Origin of the sequence: Alteromonas ulvae, assembly GCF_048987005.1 — a bacterium.
In the GTDB taxonomy this organism is placed as follows: domain Bacteria; phylum Pseudomonadota; class Gammaproteobacteria; order Enterobacterales; family Alteromonadaceae; genus Alteromonas.
Genome location: NZ_CP185261.1, coordinates 3,824,305 through 3,845,589 on the forward strand (window position 1 = coordinate 3,824,305; position 21,285 = coordinate 3,845,589).

Below are 21,285 nucleotides of genomic sequence, written 5' to 3' on the forward strand. Positions count from 1 at the left end.
ATTTCCTTGTTAGCTTTCTTTTATTAACGCTGCAAGTCTGGTGGCCAGTTCTTTAGCAACATCCTCATTTGAAGCCTCTATCATTACACGAATTAAAGGCTCCGTGCCAGACTTCCTTAAAACCAACCTACCACTATTACCAAGTTGCGCTTCCACGTCAGCAACGGCATGCTTAACCTTGGGAAGCTCTAACACAGAATCTAAATTCTCATGTCTTACGTTTACCATGCATTGAGGTAACTTTGTCATACCCGCTTTCAATTTAGCTAAAGGATAACCACTTTTCACTACCACCGTTAAAACCTGCAGTGCAGCAATGATTGCGTCCCCGGTAAATGCGTAGTCTAAATTTAAAATATGGCCTGAGGTTTCCCCCCCAATTCGCCAACCAGTTTCATTAAGTTTCTCGACGACATATCTATCACCCACTTTTGTGCGAACAAAAGGAATATCCAGTTCATTTAAGGCATGCTCTAAGCCCAAATTACTCATCAGCGTACCAACAACACCACCTTTGTAACCCGCTTGCTTAGCTTCTCTGGCTATCAAAAATAAAATTTCATCGCCATCTACCACCTCACCATTTCCGTCGACAAACATGATTCGGTCAGCATCACCGTCTACCGCAATACCCAAGTCAGCATTATTGGCTTTTACTGCATCGCTCAGTAACCCTAGCGACGTGGCGCCACACTCGTTATTTATATTAATGCCATTTGGCGTATTGGCGATATTAATGACCGAAGCCCCTAACTCCTCAAATACACTGGGTGCTACTTTATAGGCGGCTCCGTTTGCGCTATCCACAACTATAGTAAGGCCTTCCAAGCTTAGGTCGCTCGAGAAAGTGCCTTTACAAAATTCTATGTAACGACCAGCAGCGTCTTCTACTCGCCGCGCCTTACCTAAATTTTCAGAACTTACGCAGTCAATCCCATTTTCAAGCGCATAGTGTAGCTTATCTTCTATCGCTTGCTGCTGTTCTGAATTCAGCTTTGCTCCACTGCGAGCAAAAAACTTTATCCCGTTATCGTAGTACGGATTATGGGATGCACTTATCACCACCCCTGCATCAGCTCGAAAAGTAGAGGCCAAATACGCCACGGCAGGCGTTGGAATTGGCCCAGCAAGCGCTATACTCACTCCAGCGGCGGATAGCCCAGCCTCAAGTGCAGATTCCAGCATGTAGCCACTTGCCCGAGTATCTTTTCCCACCAGCACTTCTTTTGTGCCGTCTTTTGCTAGTACAACACCTGCTGCCCAACCCAGTTTCATTACAAAATCTGGTGTTAACGGGAACTCACCCACTTTGCCACGAATTCCATCTGTGCCAAAAAATTTCTGAGACATCATTTTTTCCTATAAATGCAAAAGGCCATAACTCATTAAGTTATGGCCTTAAAATCATACTTAATTAAGTTACTCAACAGTGACTGACTTTGCTAAATTACGCGGCTGATCAACGTCTGTCCCCTTTATTAGGGCGACATAATATGAAAGTAACTGTAATGGAATGGTATATACGACTGGTGCAATTATATCTTCACAGTGCGGTATATTAATTACTCGCATTGTCTCGTCGCTTTCGAAGTGTGCATCAATATCTGCAAACACATACATAATGCCGCCACGAGCTCGTACTTCTTCAACATTCGATTTTAGTTTTTCGAGCAACTCATTGTTTGGAGCGACCACGATCACTGGCATCGCCTCATCGATTAAGGCAAGCGGCCCGTGCTTGAGTTCGCCAGACGCGTAAGCCTCTGCGTGTATATAAGAAATTTCCTTCAGCTTTAATGCCCCCTCCATAGCGATGGGGTATTGTGCGCCTCTGCCAAGAAACAAGCTATGATGCTTGTCAGCAAATTCTTCTGCCAAATTTTCAATAACTTCAGCAGTGCTTAGTGCCTCTTCAATTTTGGCGGGGAGCGTTTTAATTGCGGAAACTATTTTTTGCTCTCGTTCACTTTCAAGACCATTAAACTTACCTAAAGCCAGAGTAAGCATTAGAAATGCGGTTAATTGGGTAGTAAACGCTTTGGTCGATGCCACGCCTATCTCAGCGCCAGCTAACGTCATAAACGCTAAATCAGACTCGCGCACTAACGACGAACCAGGCACATTACATACGGTGAGCGCCGACATGTAACCGAGCTCTTTAGCCAAACGCAATGCAGCTAAGGTATCTGCCGTTTCACCGCTTTGAGAAATAGTAACAAGCAAACTTTGTTGATGAACAGCAGACTTGCGATACCTAAACTCTGAGGCAATTTCGACCGAACAGGAGACATTGGCAAACTCCTCAAGCCAATAGCGAGCTGTCATACCAGCATGATAGCTAGTACCACAGGCAATAATTTGCACATGCTTTACTTGTTTGAGAATACTTTCTGCGCCCTCTCCAAACAGCGCATCGACATTATGCAAGTTATCTATTCTATCTTGGAGCGTATTCCTTATTACAGCAGGTTGTTCATAAATTTCTTTAAGCATGTAATGGCGGTAGCCAGCTTTATCGCCCGCATCGTGCTCAACAGTAGACTCTACAATTTCCCGTTCAACCCGTTCGCCATCTTTGTCAAAAATAATAACTTCGCGGCGAGTTACCTCCGCGACATCGCCTTCTTCAAGAAAAATAAAACGGCGCGTAACGGGTAAAAGTGCTAATTGGTCGGATGCAATAAAGTTTTCACCCAAGCCAAGTCCAATCACTAGGGGGCTTCCAGACCGGGCTACAACCATTTTATCTGGGTCTTCTTTGTCGATAACCACCGTGCCATATGCACCTGTAAAGTATTTCACAGCACTTTGCACTGCTTCTATAAGTGAGTTACCACTCTTAAGCATTTCATGCACAACATGCCCAATGGTTTCTGTATCGGTGTCGCTTGAGAATGTATATCCTTTGGCTATCAATTCTTTGCGCAGTGGAACATAGTTTTCGATAATGCCGTTGTGCACTACTGCCACACGGCTTGAGGAAAAGTGAGGGTGAGCGTTATGTTCAGTTACGCCGCCGTGGGTAGCCCATCGAGTATGAGCGATACCAGTTGTTCCCAATGCGGTCTCATTTTCTACAGCTTCAGCCAAGTTTTTGACCTTACCAACTTTGCGAATGCGCTTTAAATTGCCCTCTTTGTCTAACAAGGCTACGCCAGCAGAGTCATAGCCTCTGTACTCTAACCTTCTCAACCCTTCTAGTAGTATTTCAACCACATTCCTTTCGGCTACTGCGCCTACTATTCCACACATTTCACTTACTCCGCACTTCGCAAGTTCATTATTATAAATTTAGGGCGCATATTCTAAAGCATGCTGTACTTTAGGCAACCAACTGAGTTGACTTAAGTCAAAATGAAGCACGTTCAACGAATAAACCTATGAATTAGTGTAAAAATTTTCTAAAGCTTTTTTTAGTTCTAAATTATAAACTTCAACGGAGAAACGCTCGGTAGCATTTATCCGTGCTTTTTTTGCTTTAACAACGAGAAGCTCATTGTCTTTCTGAAGATGTTCAAGTGCATTGGCTACTGCTTTAACATTTCTGTATTCAACCAACACACCTGTTTCCTCGTCTATCAACTCCGGAACCGCGCCCCATTCATATCCAACTACCACTCGCTCATGTAACATTGCCTCTGCTACAGTTCGGCCGAAAGACTCTTCAAACCATGAAAGTGACAACACAACATGATTTTGCTGCAATGCGTAACTCACATCTGAGACGTAGCCGTGTACAGTAACATTGCTAGAATTGAGTTCTTTCTGCGCTTTCCTAACTTCATCAGTAATAGGGCCATATAAATTAAATTGAATATTGTTGTTGGCGCTACATAAATTTGCTACTTCAAAAAAGTCGTTAATACCTTTTTTCTTTATATTGCTACTCACCATGCATACGTTAAGCATTTCTGTTGGCGCAATTCGCGTTGGAGATTGAGGGTAACAGACCTTATTATAAACAACAGATGTGCGCGTAGGTGCGTTGAGCCAACTCTCAGTTTTTCTAGAATTGGCGATGAAGAATTTGCTGTTCTTAAACAAACGCTGCCTGCACTCTTCTGGTGTTTCGCCCAATATTTTCATCAAGTCTGGGTCGTATTCTGGAAGCTCTCGAACGTGGACGATACTCAGAATGTTATTTTGCGTTGCGGCAATTAATGGCTCGTGCATTACTATTGTATTGACATACACTGCAGCCACAGCATTTTCCGTAAAATAGTTAGACAAATAGTTTACTAAGTCATCGCTTGTTTTACGTGACTTTCTAAACCATGGCAGAGGCAAAAATTGAATACTTGCGACTAGTTGCCTGCACTTGTCTACATAATCTGCATTCATCGCAGAAGGCAAAATCAAGGTGATTTTATATCCCGCATTTCCTAATGCATAGAGCATATCGAGAAGACTTCTTTCGGCACCAAATATTTGAGATGTCACTTGATGACCAACAAGTACGATATGACGCCCCGACGTATTTTTCGCATCTCCCGGGATATTTACAGGCCGTGTAAAATCCCATCCGCTTATCAAAGCATGCCATGTTGGGCTTTTTTGCTTAGCGTGCTGAGGTAAACAGTATTTATAAGCGCTTGGTATAAAAAATGGAGATGGCGCTCTATCTTCTGCCTCTCCGCTCTGCCAGAAATGCTCGTGTATGCCGATACCTTGAGCATTAACATCCTTGTTAGACAATAAATACCACTCTTCATCCAATGCCGTTAGCCAACGTTTATATTTGGCTTCATTAACTTCGTTAGCGTTATTAGCGGCGTTTTTCAGTAATACGGGAGGAATGGGAAAAGGTAAGCCTACATTGTGATCACCGCTTTTTATGCTTAGATCGTTTGTATTTTTATGCCATGCTCTCGCAAAATCGATATACTGTTTTCTAGCGCCGCCGTACTGGGTAATAAGATGTGTACTCGATTGCTGAGTAAGTGACGACCTACTAACTCTTCCAAGTGAAAGCGGTATACCGGGCAGCACCTCTCTTATGCTATTTGCACCTTTAAGCGCTTGTAGACGATAATAAAATTCTGTATCTGCATTGGCTTTAACATTATTCCACCCGCCTAGTTCTACAGCTATTTTCCTATGCACCATCAGGGAAGATACATTCCTATGTACCCATCCATTTTGAGGCCTAAGTCGAGTAAATTCCAACGAGTTATTACATCTTGCCCAATGCGATACGGAGGCCGCCAGACTTCGCCTCCAGATAAGTGGCCAAACTTGTTTTTCTACCTTTTGAGGATGAGCCCAGTCATCAGCATCCATTACCGTAACAAACTTACCGGTCGCTAAAAATAGGCCTCGATTACGCGTGAAATAGGCACCTCTATTGGTTTTGTTCCTATAAACACTTATCCTTGCATCTTGCTCCGCAAGCACCTTCAATTGCTCAAAAGTATTGTCCGTCGAGCAGTCATCAATAATAATTATTTCAAGATTTGCCCAGGTTTGTGCACACAAAGAACGAAGCGCTGTTGCTGCGGTTGTTGCCCCGTTGAATATTGGCACAACAACTGAAACCTTGTGAAATGGAAAAACAGAGGATTTAAGTTTATGAAACAGCTTTGTTTCTTTACTACTACCGAGACTATCGAACAAAGCTCGATCTTCGGCGACAATTTCTACATTTTCCAAATGCTCAGATGAATAAATCTGATTTAGTCGCTTTATTTTCCCGTACTTTTTCTCGAGTAAAGAGCGCGCCATTAAAGACTCAGTTGGTGAGAAAACGGCTTCCCATCGTCGCAATGCCCTTTCGGCACCTTTGATATCACCGACTTTTACATAGCTTTCAAGCGCGACAACATACCCCCCCTGCTCTGCTATAAGTTCTGGGAATGAAGTGAGTAGTTTTGTATTGCTCTCTATTAAGGTGATGACCTCTTTGAAGGCCCCTAAAGAATGATAGTACGAGGAGATGTTAGCTAACGCGTAGGCGCCATTAGGCCCTTCACCTTTAATGTGCTCTTGCAGACGAATTATAGAGTCATTGTCGATTGAATGAGGTGCGCCCCAAAGCGCTCGTATGTCACTCAATACTGGAAGGGCGCAAGGAAGTCGCCCCTCTTTAATACCGAATTTTTTATAGTGTGTTAGCGCATCTATACCCGCATTTGCCACATCAGGGTAGGACGCTAAATACCAACTTTCGTCAAAAAATTTGATAATCATGTTATTGTTTTTCTAACAACCCAAGTGGAGCATTGATATATCGTCGGGGCACTCTACTAGAAATCCCGCATATTAACTCATAAGGTATTGTGTCCAATTCTTCGGCTCTTTTCGATAAATCAATTTCTTCGCCATAGAGTGTAGCCACGTCACCAACACTAACTCGTGAATCAATTTCAATCATGCATTGATCCATGGAAATACGACCAACTATCTTATAACGAACATTTTTGATTGATACACTTTTGCCTTCGTTGTAACGCCAAAGCCCATCAGCATACCCGATTGGAAGGACTGCAATCATTGTTCTCTTAGTCACAACGAAGCCGCGCGAATATCCCACTGACTCTCCCTGTTCTAATTGCTTTATATGAACTACTTTAGCTTTGAGTGAAAATGCTGGTCTAAAATCATTGAGCGCATTTGAGCGAGGGCTAGGGTTAATACCGTACATCAAAATTCCCAGTCGGCCACAACTAATACTTTCATCTTTATTAACAATTACCATCCCAGCACTGTTGGAAATATGTACATAACGATAACTGTTCAAATCAAGTTGAGCGACAAGACCTTTGAATTTAGTGAGTTGTGAGAGAGTATGCGATTCATCGGCACTATCTGCACTATGGTAGTGACTAAAAATACCTTCCTTGATTAAGCATTCATTATTGTTGAGTATCCGGTCGGCCTCAAGAATTTCACTCTTTCCTACTAAGCCAAGGCGATTCATCCCTGTATCAACTTTTAGATGTACTTTAAGAGACTTACCTTTGAATTTTCGAAGTGCTCTCGCAAACTGCATGTCGATAACGGTTAGCTCTATATTGTTATCAGCTGCAATAAAGATATACTCGTGAGCGACCGCACCTAAGATAAGAATTTCAGCATTCGGAAAATACTTTCTCAATCGTAATGCTTCGTCCAACGTAGCTACGCATAGTTTTTTCGCACCAGAAGACAGCGCTATTGAAGATATAGCCACGTCACCGTGACCATATCCGTTGGCCTTCACTACTGCAAAAAAAGCCTTACATTTAGAAATAGTCAATGCTTGCTGAATATTATGTCGAATATTCCCGAGATTGACTTCTACCCATGCTTCACGAAAGCTCTCAGAGAGAGACACTTGATTCAAAGAATCATCAGATATTAAAGAACTCATTTACACTATCAACTACTCATTGAACGCTTTAACAATTCTTTGTTTGATCTTTGCTCTAGTGGAATAGACAGCATTAATTCAATTAACGTACGTTGGTTGAAAGGTACAACAGTAAAGTGAGACAAGTCAGCCTCCGAATACCACAAAGAGGCCCACTTAGCATTGCGGTGTTCCCAATAGAAAACATCATAAAAATCCAAGCCAGCCAGCTTTTCTTTGGTGAACATGGTATGTTCGATGTACTCCTCAAAGCTTTTTATTACGTCTGGATTATTTTTTATCTTTGACGTAGTAAATTTGGCAGCTAAACACCTAGCTGAGATATCCACATCACTTCGATCCATATAGAAAGCAGTTCCAGTTTCAGAACAAGTTGATACTAAACTAAGTATGTCGTGGGGAAGGTCTTCATAATAAGCTCTTGCCAAACTAGGGTATCTCGCACCTAATCTAAAAGAGCTAGAGTATTGCTTATGGAAGTCAGACGATATATCAAGTGGCTTAAGTTCTACTATTTTGTGTGAAATTTTAGCTTTATACGCTCTTCTCGACGCCTCAAAAACGTCTTCAGCCATATCTGATGCTCTTGAAGCGTTGAAATATGTAAACGCTTTGGCTTGTGACTCTAACTTCTCTCTCAATAATGCAGATAGGGTTACACCACTATCGTTCCCCCCCGTGAGAGAGATATGAAAAACAGTATTTTTAACTATAGCTCGTAAGTTCTTCCCCAAAACCCTGTTAAACTTGTTAACTTTCTCAGTATCCACGTTTGAGATAGAAAAGGCGCTATGCGAAAAAGGATAAAATCGCTCGCTTATTATTTCTTTGCCTTTGAAGTTATGAATTAATTTACTGTTTGCGAAGATGAGCCCTGTTTGCTTAAAAGGAAGCATTAAAGCAGGATAGTACTTTCCGCCAGGAGAAACGTACTCTTTAGAATTTACAATACTTCTAGCATTTTCATTTACTTCATTACCCTCAACTTCTGCAAGTAGATTAATATGCGAACAAAACACAGGCCTAGCAAACTGCGAGTAATAACATGCATATGTAGCATGGCAGTCTGGAATTATTTGCATACTCTTATCGCTTTCGATTAAGAAACAAATAAAGCGGCCGCCTAAATAAGCGACATACTCTATAGCTTCTGAGTAACCTGAGTTCTCGTAAATTTCACTTACCTTGCTCGTAATTTCTCGAGTGGTAAGCGAAACATCATCAATATCAGTAGCAAGCCCAATAATGACCACACTTTTCGCACCCGACGACCAAATGTTGAAGGCAGTCTTACTATGCGTGTAAAAGAAGTAGCCACCTACATTGCTCATAGACCAACTTAAACCACTTGGTAGTTCAAGTTTTTCATTACTTACAATATACCCTCTGGCGTAAACATTGTTTCCGTTCAACTTTCCCCCTTAATAAACAAGCCTAATGAAAGCGCTCCTAATAATATGTACTGCTACTGAGTTCAAATCACATACTCAGTTATTGTTCATTGATAGTTCGTCACTATGACATTAGAAATCCACTTTGCTTTCATCAAGAAAATCTGCTACTTCGACTGTTTGACTACCAGCTAAAATCTCTTCGTCAGGAACGACCCAGGTGTGACTCTTGGGATCTGCTCTGAACTGAATAAAATTAAACGGGTCTGCAGCGTAAATATTATACCCAGCAGTTTTAAGATTTCTAACGAAGGAGCTGTCTTCCCCAGTATTTCTGGACTCAAATTTTACTTTATCAAACACTTCTTTTTTAATAACGAACGTAGGACCTGCCACGAAATCAGCTGTTTGATGCTTCATGCCTGGAAAGCGCTTTATCAGTTTCTGAGAGCCCGACAGATACATATAGAGTTCTTTCTTCCCTACCATGGCATAATCACCAAACGTAAATGGTATTAACATATCTTTCAGGTAATTAGCGAAATAGAAGTCATCATCATCCATTTTGGCGATATATTCGCCGTTCGCTTTTTCTGCAGCTTTGTTGAATCGCTCGCCAAGCGTTTCTTCACTATCGTTAATGATTGCTGTAACACGCTTAATATTAGAGTCGACAGATTTTAATTTACCAATTAACTCTTCTGACTGAGATTGACTGAACCCTTGAAGTACCAATATAAGTTCAATGTTCGCATGATTTTGGCGCGCCATATTGGTTACAATACGATCAATCATTTCAGGCCGTCTTGTGCAAGTAATAATGCTAACTAGTGGCGCTTCTCGCTCATTGTTGATGCCTATCGCTTTTTCAATATTAACTAACCGGTGAGCGTAGGTATGCTTGGTCATAACTTCTCTATAGCCGAGATGAGATGTTTTTTCCCAATAGTGCTCGTCAGTCAACAAGCGTTCAATAATCACATTGGCTTCGTCGGCATCTTTTGCAACTTGTACTATGCCTGAGAACTGTTCTTCAATTGCTTTTGAAGGAGTAGATACAACAGGTGTGCCGCAAGCGAGCAACTCATAAACACGACGCGACATCATTGTAGGTGACTCGACTATTGTGTTTACGTTCAAGAATACTTTAAATCGCTTGTACAACTGCACAACTTCGGTAAAAGGTACGGCATCGCGTATAAACGGTGCATATTGTGGCGGAAACTTGTACCTGTCGCTGTCTATCTTCGACATTCTGTCGTAAATAGCACCTTCGAATTCAATGATTGAAGGTAGTAGCGCATCCATTTGACGTTTACGCTCGTCGTGCCCCACTCCATAATACGAGCCGGCGAAACATACTGACTCAGACTCTGATTTGAACCGTCCTGATGGGTTGCAAATTTTCTGTTGCGCGGCAAACGGCACAGCATAAACATCCGCTTCAGGCACGTCAGCTTTATAGTTATCGACTTTTTCCGAATCGGTTGTGAATATAACGTCTGCATATTTCGCTATTGGCAGATACTTATCGTAGTGCATTGGATCTTCTTTGTTCCAAAACACGATTGGCATTTTTTGCTTTACTTTAGGAATTAGGTCTAACAAAGCTTGAGCATTGTTATGTTTCAAGCCCGGTGAAGTAAATGCATACTCCCAGGTGCCCCTATTGCCTTTCCAACAGCTTTCTAAGAAACAGAAGTTTGCCGTAGATGAAGCAACTTGTTCTGCGTAGTTAGCCCTGCTAATCGGATAGCTTGTCATTTCATATCGCCAGCACTCTTCAGATATTTCATCCATAATGGAAATAGCTTTAATTTTTGGCTTTTTAATATCAAAAGCAGGGCTCTTCAGCATGACGGCATTAGACGCGCTTTTCTTCGCGTTATCTTTCTCAGCCCACTTATTAAACTCGTTTACCATTACTTCAACATGATTTGAGAAGAGTAAATAGGTAACAGGCTGTGGTACTGGAAGAGATACAGAAAGCTTCAGCGCTGAAAGAAGACTTTCAACATTGCCAGCATTAAAATTTATTACCGAGTCGTAGTTATCTGCGTACTCTTGAAGCGGAGGAACATTTGAAACCACTACCTTTTTACCAAAAGAGATAGCCTCAACTATCTTCATAGGAGGCACTATCGTACAGACCTGCTCATTTCTACGGGGAATAACAATAGTATCTATTACAGAGAAGTATTTGATTACGTCGCCGTGCGGAATTCTTCCTGTTTTTATCAGCCAAGGTGCCGAACCTATTGAATCGTTGCTTGCACCAAGTTTGTTGATTGCTGAAGCATCGCCAACAAGCAACAGCTTCACAGTTTGTTCAGTCGCATTTAGTTGAGCCACAGCTTCAATAAGATCTTCGATGCCTTCATAAGTATTGAAGCTTCCAATGTACCCTATTACTTTGTCGTTAACATCGATACCTAGACTTGAGCGTAGCGCCTTCGAATCTATGTTTGACTGAGGGATGCTTGAAAGCCCGTTGGGCACCAACTGAATTAAATCGCTCTGTACACCTCGCGCTATCAATTCCTGCTTCATTGTCTCATTCAACGTGAATACTCCCGCAGAATGAGCTGCTACATAAGTATCTCGAATTGACTGTGCTAGATATTCTTCTGAATCAACATATGAAGGCTCACGAGTGGCTTGAGAAAACTCCCAAAAACCTCTCACCTCGTTGAAAAAAGGCAACCCCAATTGAGAGGCAGCCACTAACGCCGGTAAACCTACTTTATAATCGCTGCCAGCCATAACGAACTGCGGGCGAAATAGTTGAAACATTTGTACATAGTAATCTACAGACTTACGCAAAAATTCTTCTTCACTTTCAGGCAAAAAAATTCCGTCTTTGCCTGCATGGATATAGCGAACGCCATTTACAACTTCTTGAGTGTTAACGTTCGCGCTTTCATCCAATTCCCATGGGCGGCCAGGGCGAACGAAACACAACGTTTCAAAGCCTTTCATGTTTAACGCTTCAGCTACACCTTGGGTTCTTATCGCATAGCCATTGCTTGCATAACTAGCACCATGACTAACGATATATGCAATTCGACCAGCGATGTTGCGTTTAATAGGGTTGAGTTCAAATGCAGCTAGGCTAGATGCGACTTCAGTTAATCTATCTTTTGCTAAGTCCATGGCGATACTTTTTGTTTATGAAATTGGAAAAAGGTAATAAAAATAACCTTTATTGTAAATCGAGCAGCTTATTGCGCAGATCTTGCGCTTCAAAGTAGTATTTCTCTAAGTTAGCTTGAGTTGCCTCTAGCTGTTCTTCAACATACGAAGGGGAAGAGGCAATATTCGACGTAAAGTTTGGCACAGGCACTTTCACAGTCTCTTCTCCATTTTCAAGCTGCGCCAGCCGTTTATTACATAACCAAACATTTGCTTTAAACAAATGTTCGCCATACTTCTTGCCTGCCTTTTTATACAGCGCTTTGGCCAACTCATACTGACCTTGAGAAAATAGAAGACTAGCTTGCTCTATAATCGAGCCTTTCTCATTATTCATTGGTATAAAGTTCCTTTAAATCTAAATGGCCTAAAAAGAAGAAAACCTGTTCGGCGCTCTCTTTTCGCTTTCTCCGTATTTCAAAAAGTGTAATAGTGGATTCATTCCAGCCTTGGCTACATCAGTATTTCTCTTCAAGTACCAATCTCCATCGAACTCCGCAGAAGGTCGACGCCCTTCTTTTGCTCCGAAGACCAAATAATGCTCAGCTGGGTCTACACCAGACTCTTTTACATCTTTGTAAGTCGAAAGGTACCAATCGGCGTCGAAATAATCACTGCTGTAAACAAGCGCAACATTCTCAAGTAACTGCCTTCGTTGCTTAGCATTGCGGTTTACTTTGGCATTCAACTTGTCTATGCCCTTACTTACTTTCCAAGAAGGTGACTGCTTAATTGAGCGTAGCTCAGCGACTTGCGAACGCAATTGTTTCTCCGCTTGAGACTTACGCTTAAGCTTAGAGTGAAGGTTGGCATTTTCTAGTTCTAGTTCTTTGTTTTTTGCCGATAGCGCGGAAATGTCTTTCGAATTGTTAGCAGAAGTGAGCCCTCCTCCCATTTCTAATTGGTACTGCAACACAAAAAGTTGGGAGGTAAGAACCGATACATCTTGATCTAAAGAAGCTTCTTTTGCGCGCTTGGCGCTCATTAATTGAGCAACCTCAATCTGTGTACTGGTCAATTGCTCAATCAAAACTTGGCATTCTTCTTTACTCTGATATAGCTCCTGCATAGTCTCAATAAGGCAGTTTGCAGCATCACTAAAAGAGGAGCCAGCTTCAGACTGAGCATTAAAATCATTTGCATAAAACTGCGTAACTTTATCATAAGAAGACGCTATTTGAGGTTCTAGTTCTAATACTGATTTTGCAATATTGAGGGTATGTTTTGAGAACTCGGGAGCTTTTAGATTAGAAAGGTAGTGAGCAACCTTATTCCCTGATTCGATACCGCGTAACCCACTAGCTAGGTTTTCAATAGAAAATACATGATTAGCCGATCCACTTTGAGCAAGTACTCGTGTTGCTTTCAAGTTATTGATGATGGTTTGCACTGTAATTGTTTCTCTATAATGCAAAGCAGCAGCTAGTTGAAGCTCAGGAGGAAAAGTGACCAGCGCTATATCGGCACTTTCTAATATTTGTTCTTGCTGGTCGAGATCTGCCTTCGTTACAGGTCGTGCGACAACGTTAAGCGCTTTCAAACTATCAAAAGAATCAATCGAACTAACCGTATACAAAGACAAAGATTTACACAGCGCTTCCCACAACACCGAGTGTTCTGCTGTACAAATTAAAAACATTAAAATCCTCTCAAACCAAGCAAAGGGCTACGTTCAGCCTGCGTCATTCTCGTTTTAGTAGACGCGTATGATAACAAACTGGGTGGTGTAACACATTTAAAACTTTACTTGGCTGCATGTGGTTGAACAAAAAACTCTGTTATACTTCACCACTTGCAAGGTTTTAGATGCACTATGATATTAATACAAACACTCTCATCGCTGTTTCAGTTTCAACATAGAAAACCACAGCCCAAAGACATCCAGTGGCTCTCATACCACATTCCCAAAACAGCAGGCAGTTCGCTGCGCCAGATGCTCTACAAAGAGTTTGGTCGTTCACGTGTTTTTAGCGTTTATCGTCCCGATGAAGCAAAAAAATTTGGCAAAGGAAACGCTATTCCAATTCGCATTAGCGCTAGTGTAGTACATGGCCACTTTAAGCCCCACCCTAAACATAGCGAACTCTTCCCAAACGCGCACAGTATGGTTTGGGTGCGTGACCCTATTCAGCGCATTTGGTCTTTGGTGGGCCACTTATTAGATCTTCAATGGAAGCACCCCCATTATGAGATGCTTCATAATTTATATGTAATTAAAGGCATTGAAAGCCAACATGATATTGTAGAGAGAATAATAAAAGACAGTTCTATACCTTATATGGTTAATGCTTATTCACGATTTTTTTCAGCAGTTGATATTCGAGATTTTAGCTTTGTTGGTTCGATGCATAGTTTCGCTACCTCTATTGAGTTGTTAAACAAAGAGTTCAACCTATCGCTAAAACCTTTGCATCGAAATAGTCGTACCAAAGCAGGTATCCCTCAATCGCTAGGCAATTTAAAGTATTTAATGGAACATGAATATAGTCTAGTTGATGACTACCTTTGATAGGATGATAAGAAAGTAATGGCAGTTTTTACTATTTCTGTGAAGCAAACAGGCATTGACGTTAGCGATAAGTTTAAATGGTGTTTAGATGAACCCTGCAATGGTGATCAACACGAGGGGAATACTATTGAAAAGGAAGGAATTAGAGTAAAAGGCTGGTTCCTCAAGAAGGTAGATGTTGAAGCTTCTCTAGTACTGTTAGACGGTTATGAAGTATTGCCACTCTTATTGAAAACTGAAAGGCCTGATGTAATTGAAAAAGTGGCAACTATAGAAAGTAATTTTCGGCAGGACGTACTCTGCGGTTTCGACCACACACTAGTTCCCAAATCATCTAGTATTTCTATAGCAATTATTCACGATAGTCACTTACACGTGATTTACGAACTTTGCATAGAGGGCGTATTTAAAATTCTAGAAGGCGAAGACAAGTGGCTGTACCTTGATAACGACACCAACAATAGTGTTGAGCAGTTCACGGGTAAAGCCAAACTCAGTTGGACAGAAAAGAAAAATTGGGCGGACTACGCTAATACTTTTAGCTCCCTAGCGCTAAGTCAGGCAGGTAAGAGTGCATTTCTTATTGCCCCTTCGAAAGAGTTCGTTGTTGAAGAGCACTACCCTTTTAAGAAATCAAAACACACACCGCTAGACCAATTAACTAAACTTGTTGACGACTCATTTAGCTTAATTACCCCCATTAGTGCACTGAAGCATTTTGAAGAACGGACCTTTCGAGTGTGTGACACACATTGGAGTTGTCATGGCGCTAGAGTAGCTACAATGGAAGTGGCAAAAAAATTGGGCCTAGACTGCGCGCCTATAGAAAACATTTTCAATAAAGATGTATACGTAAAACGTATAATGGCTGGCGATCTTGGGTCGAAGATTTACCCAATACAAAGGCACCCTGAAGACTTCCTTACTACTTTTAATTACAATCGAGTGGTTGTTTACGATAACAACCTACCTAATTTTGGCAGGGCATTCATTTTAGATAACCCTGACGCTTTGAATGATGGAACCTTACTAGTATTTGGCTCTTCTTCTGTTTATTCCATGTTTAACTATCTAGCTAGAATTTTCAGAACAGTAGTGTTTTTTCATACTGCAGGTAACATAGATAAAGAGTTAGTTGGAAAAATAGCACCTGATTATTTGTTGGCGCAGTCTAACGCAAGGTTTGTAGTAAAGGCGCCTTCGTTTGATATTAAGATTTCGGATTATATTGCAGAAAAAATGCGTAGGCTTGGTTATGTACCTGATATGGTTTATAACGCCGACAAAGCCTCCTTCTCTGTTAAAAAGATCAAGGAAATACTTGATACTATGGACTCGAATTAAAAAACAATCTAAATACTTGCGCTGTACAGCGATTTCAAAGCATAGTCTTCTAAAGCTGTAGTTGGTAACTCTTTATCCATTGTCAATTCAACGCGAAGTCCCTTAGGAGGCTGAGTAAACTCGTTGACTAACCTGAATGTTGTGTTGCTACCAGTTTTTAATAGGTAAGGGTAAAGCGCGCTCTCATTTACCATGTTTACCACAAGCCGCTTGTTTCTGTAAGTCTGGTTAGTAAACACCGTATAAGCGTGTTCTGCTTCATTTATATTACTGACATTAGCAACCAAATGAACGTTCGGTAAGTGATCGGTAATAGCTATACCAATTCTACTGCAAATTTGTTTTAGCCTATCTGCCACCGTATGTTTGCTTAGCACTTCACGCACGCCTTTCTCAACTACTTTTCTGTACTCGCTTTCATCTTGCATTTTCTCTAGGAAGCTTACAATTTCATCAGGGTCATCGCTAGCACAAACAATATCGCCAAATTGCTCAACAACGCCTTTAGAATAATTGCTAACTACAGGTGTTCCAGAAGCTAACGATTCATATACACGGCGAGCAAACATAGTAGGGCTTTGTTTAACTGAATTTATGTTAATTGTGTACTTATAGCCTTTATAAGCTTTCCACATTTCACTCGGTTCTAAATAACCAACCACGTTCTGCTTGTACCTTTCAGGAAACTTTAGGTTTGACTCTTTTCGGTGAAGGCATCTGTCAAAAATATCGTAATCAACATTCGCTTTTTTTAGCGCGTTAATTAATACGTCGAAATCGGCACAGCGTTCTTTTTTAGTTGAGTAATAAGAGCCTGCGAAAGCAGCTTTATTTTTTCGCGGGATAACTTCTAGAGGATTATGTACCGCTGGCTGACAAAAGAAGCAAAGAGGTTCTGCATCTATACCGTAGTCTTTTTGATAGTTTTCGACCATATTTACGTCTGTAGTAAACACATAGTCGAACAGCTTAGCCGTGGGAGCAAATTTGTCGTAATGAACGGGATCTTCTTTAGACCAAAAGACAGTTGGGATCCCCTCCTTTTTGCAATATTCGACAACCTTGGCTAACTCATGCATTTGATTTGGCGCATTGTATGAATTGCCATACATTAAGCTGCCCCATTGGTTATTATTTCCAAACCAGCAACTTTCTACAAACAGGAAATCGGGTTGAGCTTGCTTTATTTCCTCTTTCCAACTCGATGGTGAAATTGGAAATAAACTAGTGTCTTGGCGAAAGCACTCATGGGTCAATTCGTCTAAAACGCAGACTAGCTTAAGTGGTTTAGCTGGAATATACATAATTTCATCACTGTGTTATCAAACTCACCATTTAACTCCAATCAAACGATAAAGGCTTTTTACTGTGAAGAGCACAACTTAACGTGCATTACTAGTATTGTAACTAAGCGCTGCCCCATCTCATCACTAACTTTAACGGATGATTGTGTTCAATATAAAGCATTAAAAAAGGACATGAGATGACTTCATTTTGGCTTTACATGTAACGATTGGATATCAACATTGTTAAGGCTTAGTTGTTTGTTAAATTCTAAAATCTAATTTTTTTCTTATAAGCTGATTTCCTGAATCTTCACCTATAGATTTTTCATCAAGATAAACTTCATGTTTAAGAATACTAGATTTTGGATAAATAAATATTAATCGCTGTGTATACCTTTTCATGAGGTCTCTAAAGCTTTTATTTGTTAGTACTTGACAGGCAAATACATTCGTTTTGCTTACTTGCTTAGTTAATTTTTTAATCATTGACTCGCTTAACGATAAATTATCAAAAAAGCTATCTAGAATAACAAAGCAACTACTTTCTTTATCTATGCCTTTAAATTTTTGAATAGCATCAAATAACTGAGCCTCAGAGTAAGTAGATATGTGTTCATATTTGCTAAAAGAGCTGAATTGAGTTTCTTGTTCCTTATTTGTATATGAAACAGAAACCACTTTCTTGGAACGTTGATGAAATAAAGCAACTGTACTACTTTTCAAACGGCAGGCACCTAGAACCATTATGTTATTAGCAGTTTCCATGTAAGGATGCCCTAATAACTGTTCGAAATCTAACTCATATTGACAATTATTTGATGGGCGATTGCCCTGCCTAATATTGGACGGTGCGTTATAAGATTCAGGACTGGAGTTTCGAGCTCCATGCTTGATGTCATTCTGCGTAACGACGACCTCTGTAGATGTCATTTTTTTAGGGTTATTTACCTCTCTCACAAATCCTTTTAATGAGTAACCCGTGTATTCTTCCGGCAAATCAAATTCACAGACTGCCTCTGTCGAATACCATTGGGCATTCAGTTTTTCACCGTTTTTAATCAAATAAAACGCATATTCAAGTGGACCATCAAAGAACATGTCAGATTTCAACCTAGCACTTCCGTTCAACTTCTTATCCTTTATCTCAAAGTTTAACGTTAAAGATTGACTAAGGAGATTTTCGCTTTGTAAAGTGCCTGTTGAATGGTCAATCATAAGCGCGTGGGCGTGACTAATGGCTCGGTTCACGAATTCAGCGCACTGAAAATTAGCAATGTTGGAATAGTAGTAATCATGACCAGCTGAATGTATTCGAAAGTAACCCATGCTAGATAAAAACTCGTCTATGCCATTACCTACGTAATGCTCTATCTGTATGACAGTAGGGTTTCTTTTAAGTAACTTTTCAGCGCCCATTAACACTTGTAGCTCATGCCCCTCCACATCAATTTTTACCGCTAGAGTAGTATCTATGTAGTTTAAATAGCTATCTAGAGTGACGCTATCTAGCTCTCTTATTTCTTGAAACAGTGCTCTATCATGTATGGATGAGTCTAAAACGCCGTTAATACCCGAAAGCGCCGAGTGAACACCAAAACCTAACGTTTGATTGGTATCTGAGACTAATTTTAATACTGGCTCGACCAGTTTCGATAACCCATTAATAGCTATATTCTCTATCAATTCATTATAAGCCTGCTCTTCTGGCTCGAAGGAAATGATACGCTTCACGCTTGGGCCGATGGATGATGTCAATGAATACAGGCCTACATTAGCTCCTATATCGAGAACTACAGTTGCTCTTGAGTACTCGATAAGGCCTAGAAACAGGTATGGCTGAATAGGTTCGTAAGTGTGACTTAGCCTGTTCCTAGGCTTTGAATTCTCAGTCCAATAAAACGTTTCCTGCATTCAACACCTATCTCTATCATACATAACAACAAATATATGCTTCACAATTAAAACAATATAGCCCCATTAACGTCATATAAAAAGGCCAATCGCCACTAGAGCGTTGCTCATAACTGAATCATCACATGACTACACTTTAAATATTTACATCCTTGAATATAGTTTCTCTAGTATCAACATGTCGTGCAAAGAACCTTATCTTAGTGATAGGCTCAGATACTTGCACTACAAATTGTGGCGACGTCTGATACCAAAACTTTTTAGCAACTATCTCCCCTGTGTAGAAATATGAAGCATACTCTACTTGCCTTTCAAACTTCTGTGGTGCAATAGTTGAAACATAAAATGACTCACCTTTTGTATCTACCGATACACTAAAATTATGCTCCTTAAACTCTTCGACAGGTAGTTTTTTAATATTCGATATGGCTGAAACATTATATCCGTATGTGCCAAACAGCCATGTGTTAGCCAATTCTAGCCATTTGGGATGCTTAGTAATTCCGTAAAGCACGGCAGCCAAATTAATATGAGTTAGGTGATAAGCCGCTTTACCAAGACGCTGTTTAGAATCTAGGTTAGTGTAATACTCTAAACCATATGACGTTACTATTTTACCACCACATTCTACAGTAGATAAAACTCCCACGTGAAGAAGACTTTCATTGTATGCATTAACTTTTACTAAAAGACCTTTATCCTTTACTATGTGAGCCGTATCATATAGCGCAATGACAGCGAATTGAGCCCCGTTCAAAACGTGTCTTTGTTTAATAGAATTGGGAATGGGATATTCTTGAGGAAGCCAGTTATCGCTTAGTTCGGTCGAAACATCACCCAGATTAGCAAGTATGCCTCCCTCCTTGATAGGTTTAAGATACCTATTCAATAATCGATAAATGCATTTTTTATATATGTTTTTCTTTTCTGCATCTTCCTCAATGGTCCAGAGCCTAGACCAAAGCGCAACTGTTTTTAATTGTATTCCTGATATCCAACCATCTTCATATTGAAAATGGCCACTGTCGTAACGATTTAGAGGAATGATATCTTCGTCAGTCATCGCATCTAAAAGTAAATCACCAACCTCTCTAGCGACTTCGACCAAGTGTTGCGCTGACCTGCCTTCCAAATGCCACTGCGACCAAGCTTTCAGCCCACCGTTTACCAAAGTTACTTTATTTTTAGATTCGGGATCTGCACCTTTGATACCATAATAAGCGGTATGCGCAAATGCACCATCAGGCTGATAATCTAAAAATCTATAATCGCATTTACTATTGAACGCTGGGATTCTCTCGAAAATATTAGCCACAACTTCCTTATCAAATTTTTCTATAATGGTGGATGAATTAACTTTCTTACACTCCCTTGCGTTTTCTTCGATAAGGTGGCTAATCAATGAAGTAGAACTATTTCTATCAAGAGGTTGATGCCCGATAGCTTCCGGCCATACTTTTAATGAATACTCCCCTACGGATTCAACCAAGCTCGTCGCACTGCTTAAATCTCGAATGAATTCGACGTGTTGTGAAAACTCTTCGTCAGCTGTATTTGTGATCAATGTGAACGATGGTATTTTTCGTTGTTTCAAATATCTACTTAAAACACTCACCTTATGTGGTTGATTTATGTAAAATTCGTCCACACCTACCCCAAGAATATTACTTTTCAGCCATAATTTTGCTGATTGATGAGGGTAAGTACGCAGGTCCAATTGCGGAACTTCGGCTATCGCGTGTGAATTTGGAAGATGCGAGGCCATCATTAATGCCCCGAACCCGCCCATAGATGAACCGTATAAATATATACCCAACCCCACTAACGATAATTTAGATGTGATAACCTTTAAAAACTCACTTAAACTTTCAATATAATCCTTGTCATACTCTGCAGACAGAAACCAGCAAGCATGCCCGCCCACGTCGTTGAGCGCAGGGTCACTTAGGGTAATTATTGTTGTGTATGAAAGCTCTGTGCCCCAAGAAGCTCTGTGGAACACTGGTATCTTAGGTGGTTCGCTTTGTTTTTGCGCAGATGGCAAAAACACAACTATGTTTCTAGTATTTGCACGAAAGCGCACCATTGCTTCCATCTTTGAGCCGTGAATTTCGCCCTCGACAAGGGACTGTTTGCCTTCTTCGATAAGACCAATTTCGTCGATACTATATCTCATGAATTCCAACTTTTAAGTCCTTTAAATTTTTTCAGAAACAGCGTACTTCACAAGAAATAACCTTAGCCTGTATTGTAAATTGCAACGCTTTTTTAATAAAACTACATTAGTGAAAATAAAATCTCTCG

13 protein-coding genes are annotated in these 21,285 nt (G+C 40.6%); 2 read left to right on the top strand and 11 right to left on the bottom strand.

The annotated features are described in order from the left end of the window. Window positions 1-9: 9 nt before the first annotated feature. From glmM to ACOJR9_RS16590, 8 genes are all read right to left on the bottom strand, one after another. The gene (glmM, locus tag ACOJR9_RS16555) at window positions 10-1,350 is read right to left on the bottom strand and encodes a phosphoglucosamine mutase (protein ID WP_420936158.1); all 1,341 of its coding nucleotides are present in this window, start codon (window positions 1,348-1,350) and stop codon (window positions 10-12) included. 69 nt (window positions 1,351-1,419) lie between these two features. Beyond that, window positions 1,420-3,252 carry a glutamine--fructose-6-phosphate transaminase (isomerizing) gene (glmS, locus tag ACOJR9_RS16560; protein ID WP_420934000.1) on the bottom strand — a complete coding sequence of 611 codons (1,833 nt, stop codon included), beginning with the start codon at window positions 3,250-3,252 and terminating at the stop codon, window positions 1,420-1,422. Between the two features lie 126 nt (window positions 3,253-3,378). After that, window positions 3,379-6,186, bottom strand: a complete 2,808-nt coding sequence (locus ACOJR9_RS16565; protein WP_420934001.1) for a glycosyltransferase — start codon at window positions 6,184-6,186, stop codon at window positions 3,379-3,381. A 1-nt stretch (window position 6,187) separates the two neighbouring features. After that, a complete protein-coding gene (alr, locus tag ACOJR9_RS16570; protein ID WP_420934002.1) occupies window positions 6,188-7,348 on the bottom strand; it encodes an alanine racemase in 1,161 nt (386 codons plus the stop codon). 8 nt (window positions 7,349-7,356) lie between these two features. Next, window positions 7,357-8,760 carry a hypothetical protein gene (locus tag ACOJR9_RS16575; RefSeq protein ID WP_420934003.1) on the bottom strand — a complete coding sequence of 468 codons (1,404 nt, stop codon included), beginning with the start codon at window positions 8,758-8,760 and terminating at the stop codon, window positions 7,357-7,359. Between the two features lie 111 nt (window positions 8,761-8,871). Continuing rightward, entirely contained in the window at window positions 8,872-11,892 is a 3,021-nt protein-coding gene (locus ACOJR9_RS16580) for a glycosyltransferase (protein WP_420934004.1), read from the bottom strand. Window positions 11,893-11,941: 49 nt separating this feature from the next. Next, complete coding sequence (locus tag ACOJR9_RS16585; RefSeq protein ID WP_420934005.1) at window positions 11,942-12,268, bottom strand: hypothetical protein; 327 nt, start codon at window positions 12,266-12,268, stop codon at window positions 11,942-11,944. Between the two features lie 30 nt (window positions 12,269-12,298). Next, window positions 12,299-13,570, bottom strand: a complete 1,272-nt coding sequence (locus ACOJR9_RS16590; protein ID WP_420934006.1) for a hypothetical protein — start codon at window positions 13,568-13,570, stop codon at window positions 12,299-12,301. 174 nt (window positions 13,571-13,744) lie between these two features. On the opposite strand from ACOJR9_RS16590, the gene ACOJR9_RS16595 reads away from it, so the two are divergent. Further along, window positions 13,745-14,440 (top strand): hypothetical protein, encoded by a 696-nt coding sequence (locus tag ACOJR9_RS16595; RefSeq protein ID WP_420934007.1) that lies wholly within the window; start codon window positions 13,745-13,747, stop codon window positions 14,438-14,440. A gap of 18 nt (window positions 14,441-14,458) precedes the next feature. Continuing rightward, the gene (locus ACOJR9_RS16600; RefSeq protein WP_420934008.1) at window positions 14,459-15,784 is read left to right on the top strand and encodes an alginate O-acetyltransferase AlgX-related protein; all 1,326 of its coding nucleotides are present in this window, start codon (window positions 14,459-14,461) and stop codon (window positions 15,782-15,784) included. 8 nt (window positions 15,785-15,792) lie between these two features. On the opposite strand, the gene ACOJR9_RS16605 is transcribed toward ACOJR9_RS16600, so the two are convergent. The 3 genes from ACOJR9_RS16605 to ACOJR9_RS16615 form a co-directional block, all read right to left on the bottom strand. Further along, the gene (locus ACOJR9_RS16605) at window positions 15,793-17,088 is read right to left on the bottom strand and encodes a CgeB family protein (RefSeq protein WP_420934009.1); all 1,296 of its coding nucleotides are present in this window, start codon (window positions 17,086-17,088) and stop codon (window positions 15,793-15,795) included. A 243-nt stretch (window positions 17,089-17,331) separates the two neighbouring features. Further along, entirely contained in the window at window positions 17,332-18,825 is a 1,494-nt protein-coding gene (locus ACOJR9_RS16610) for an FkbM family methyltransferase (protein ID WP_420934010.1), read from the bottom strand. A 292-nt stretch (window positions 18,826-19,117) separates the two neighbouring features. After that, window positions 19,118-21,157, bottom strand: a complete 2,040-nt coding sequence (locus tag ACOJR9_RS16615; protein ID WP_420934011.1) for a D-glucuronyl C5-epimerase family protein — start codon at window positions 21,155-21,157, stop codon at window positions 19,118-19,120. Window positions 21,158-21,285: the final 128 nt, after the last annotated feature.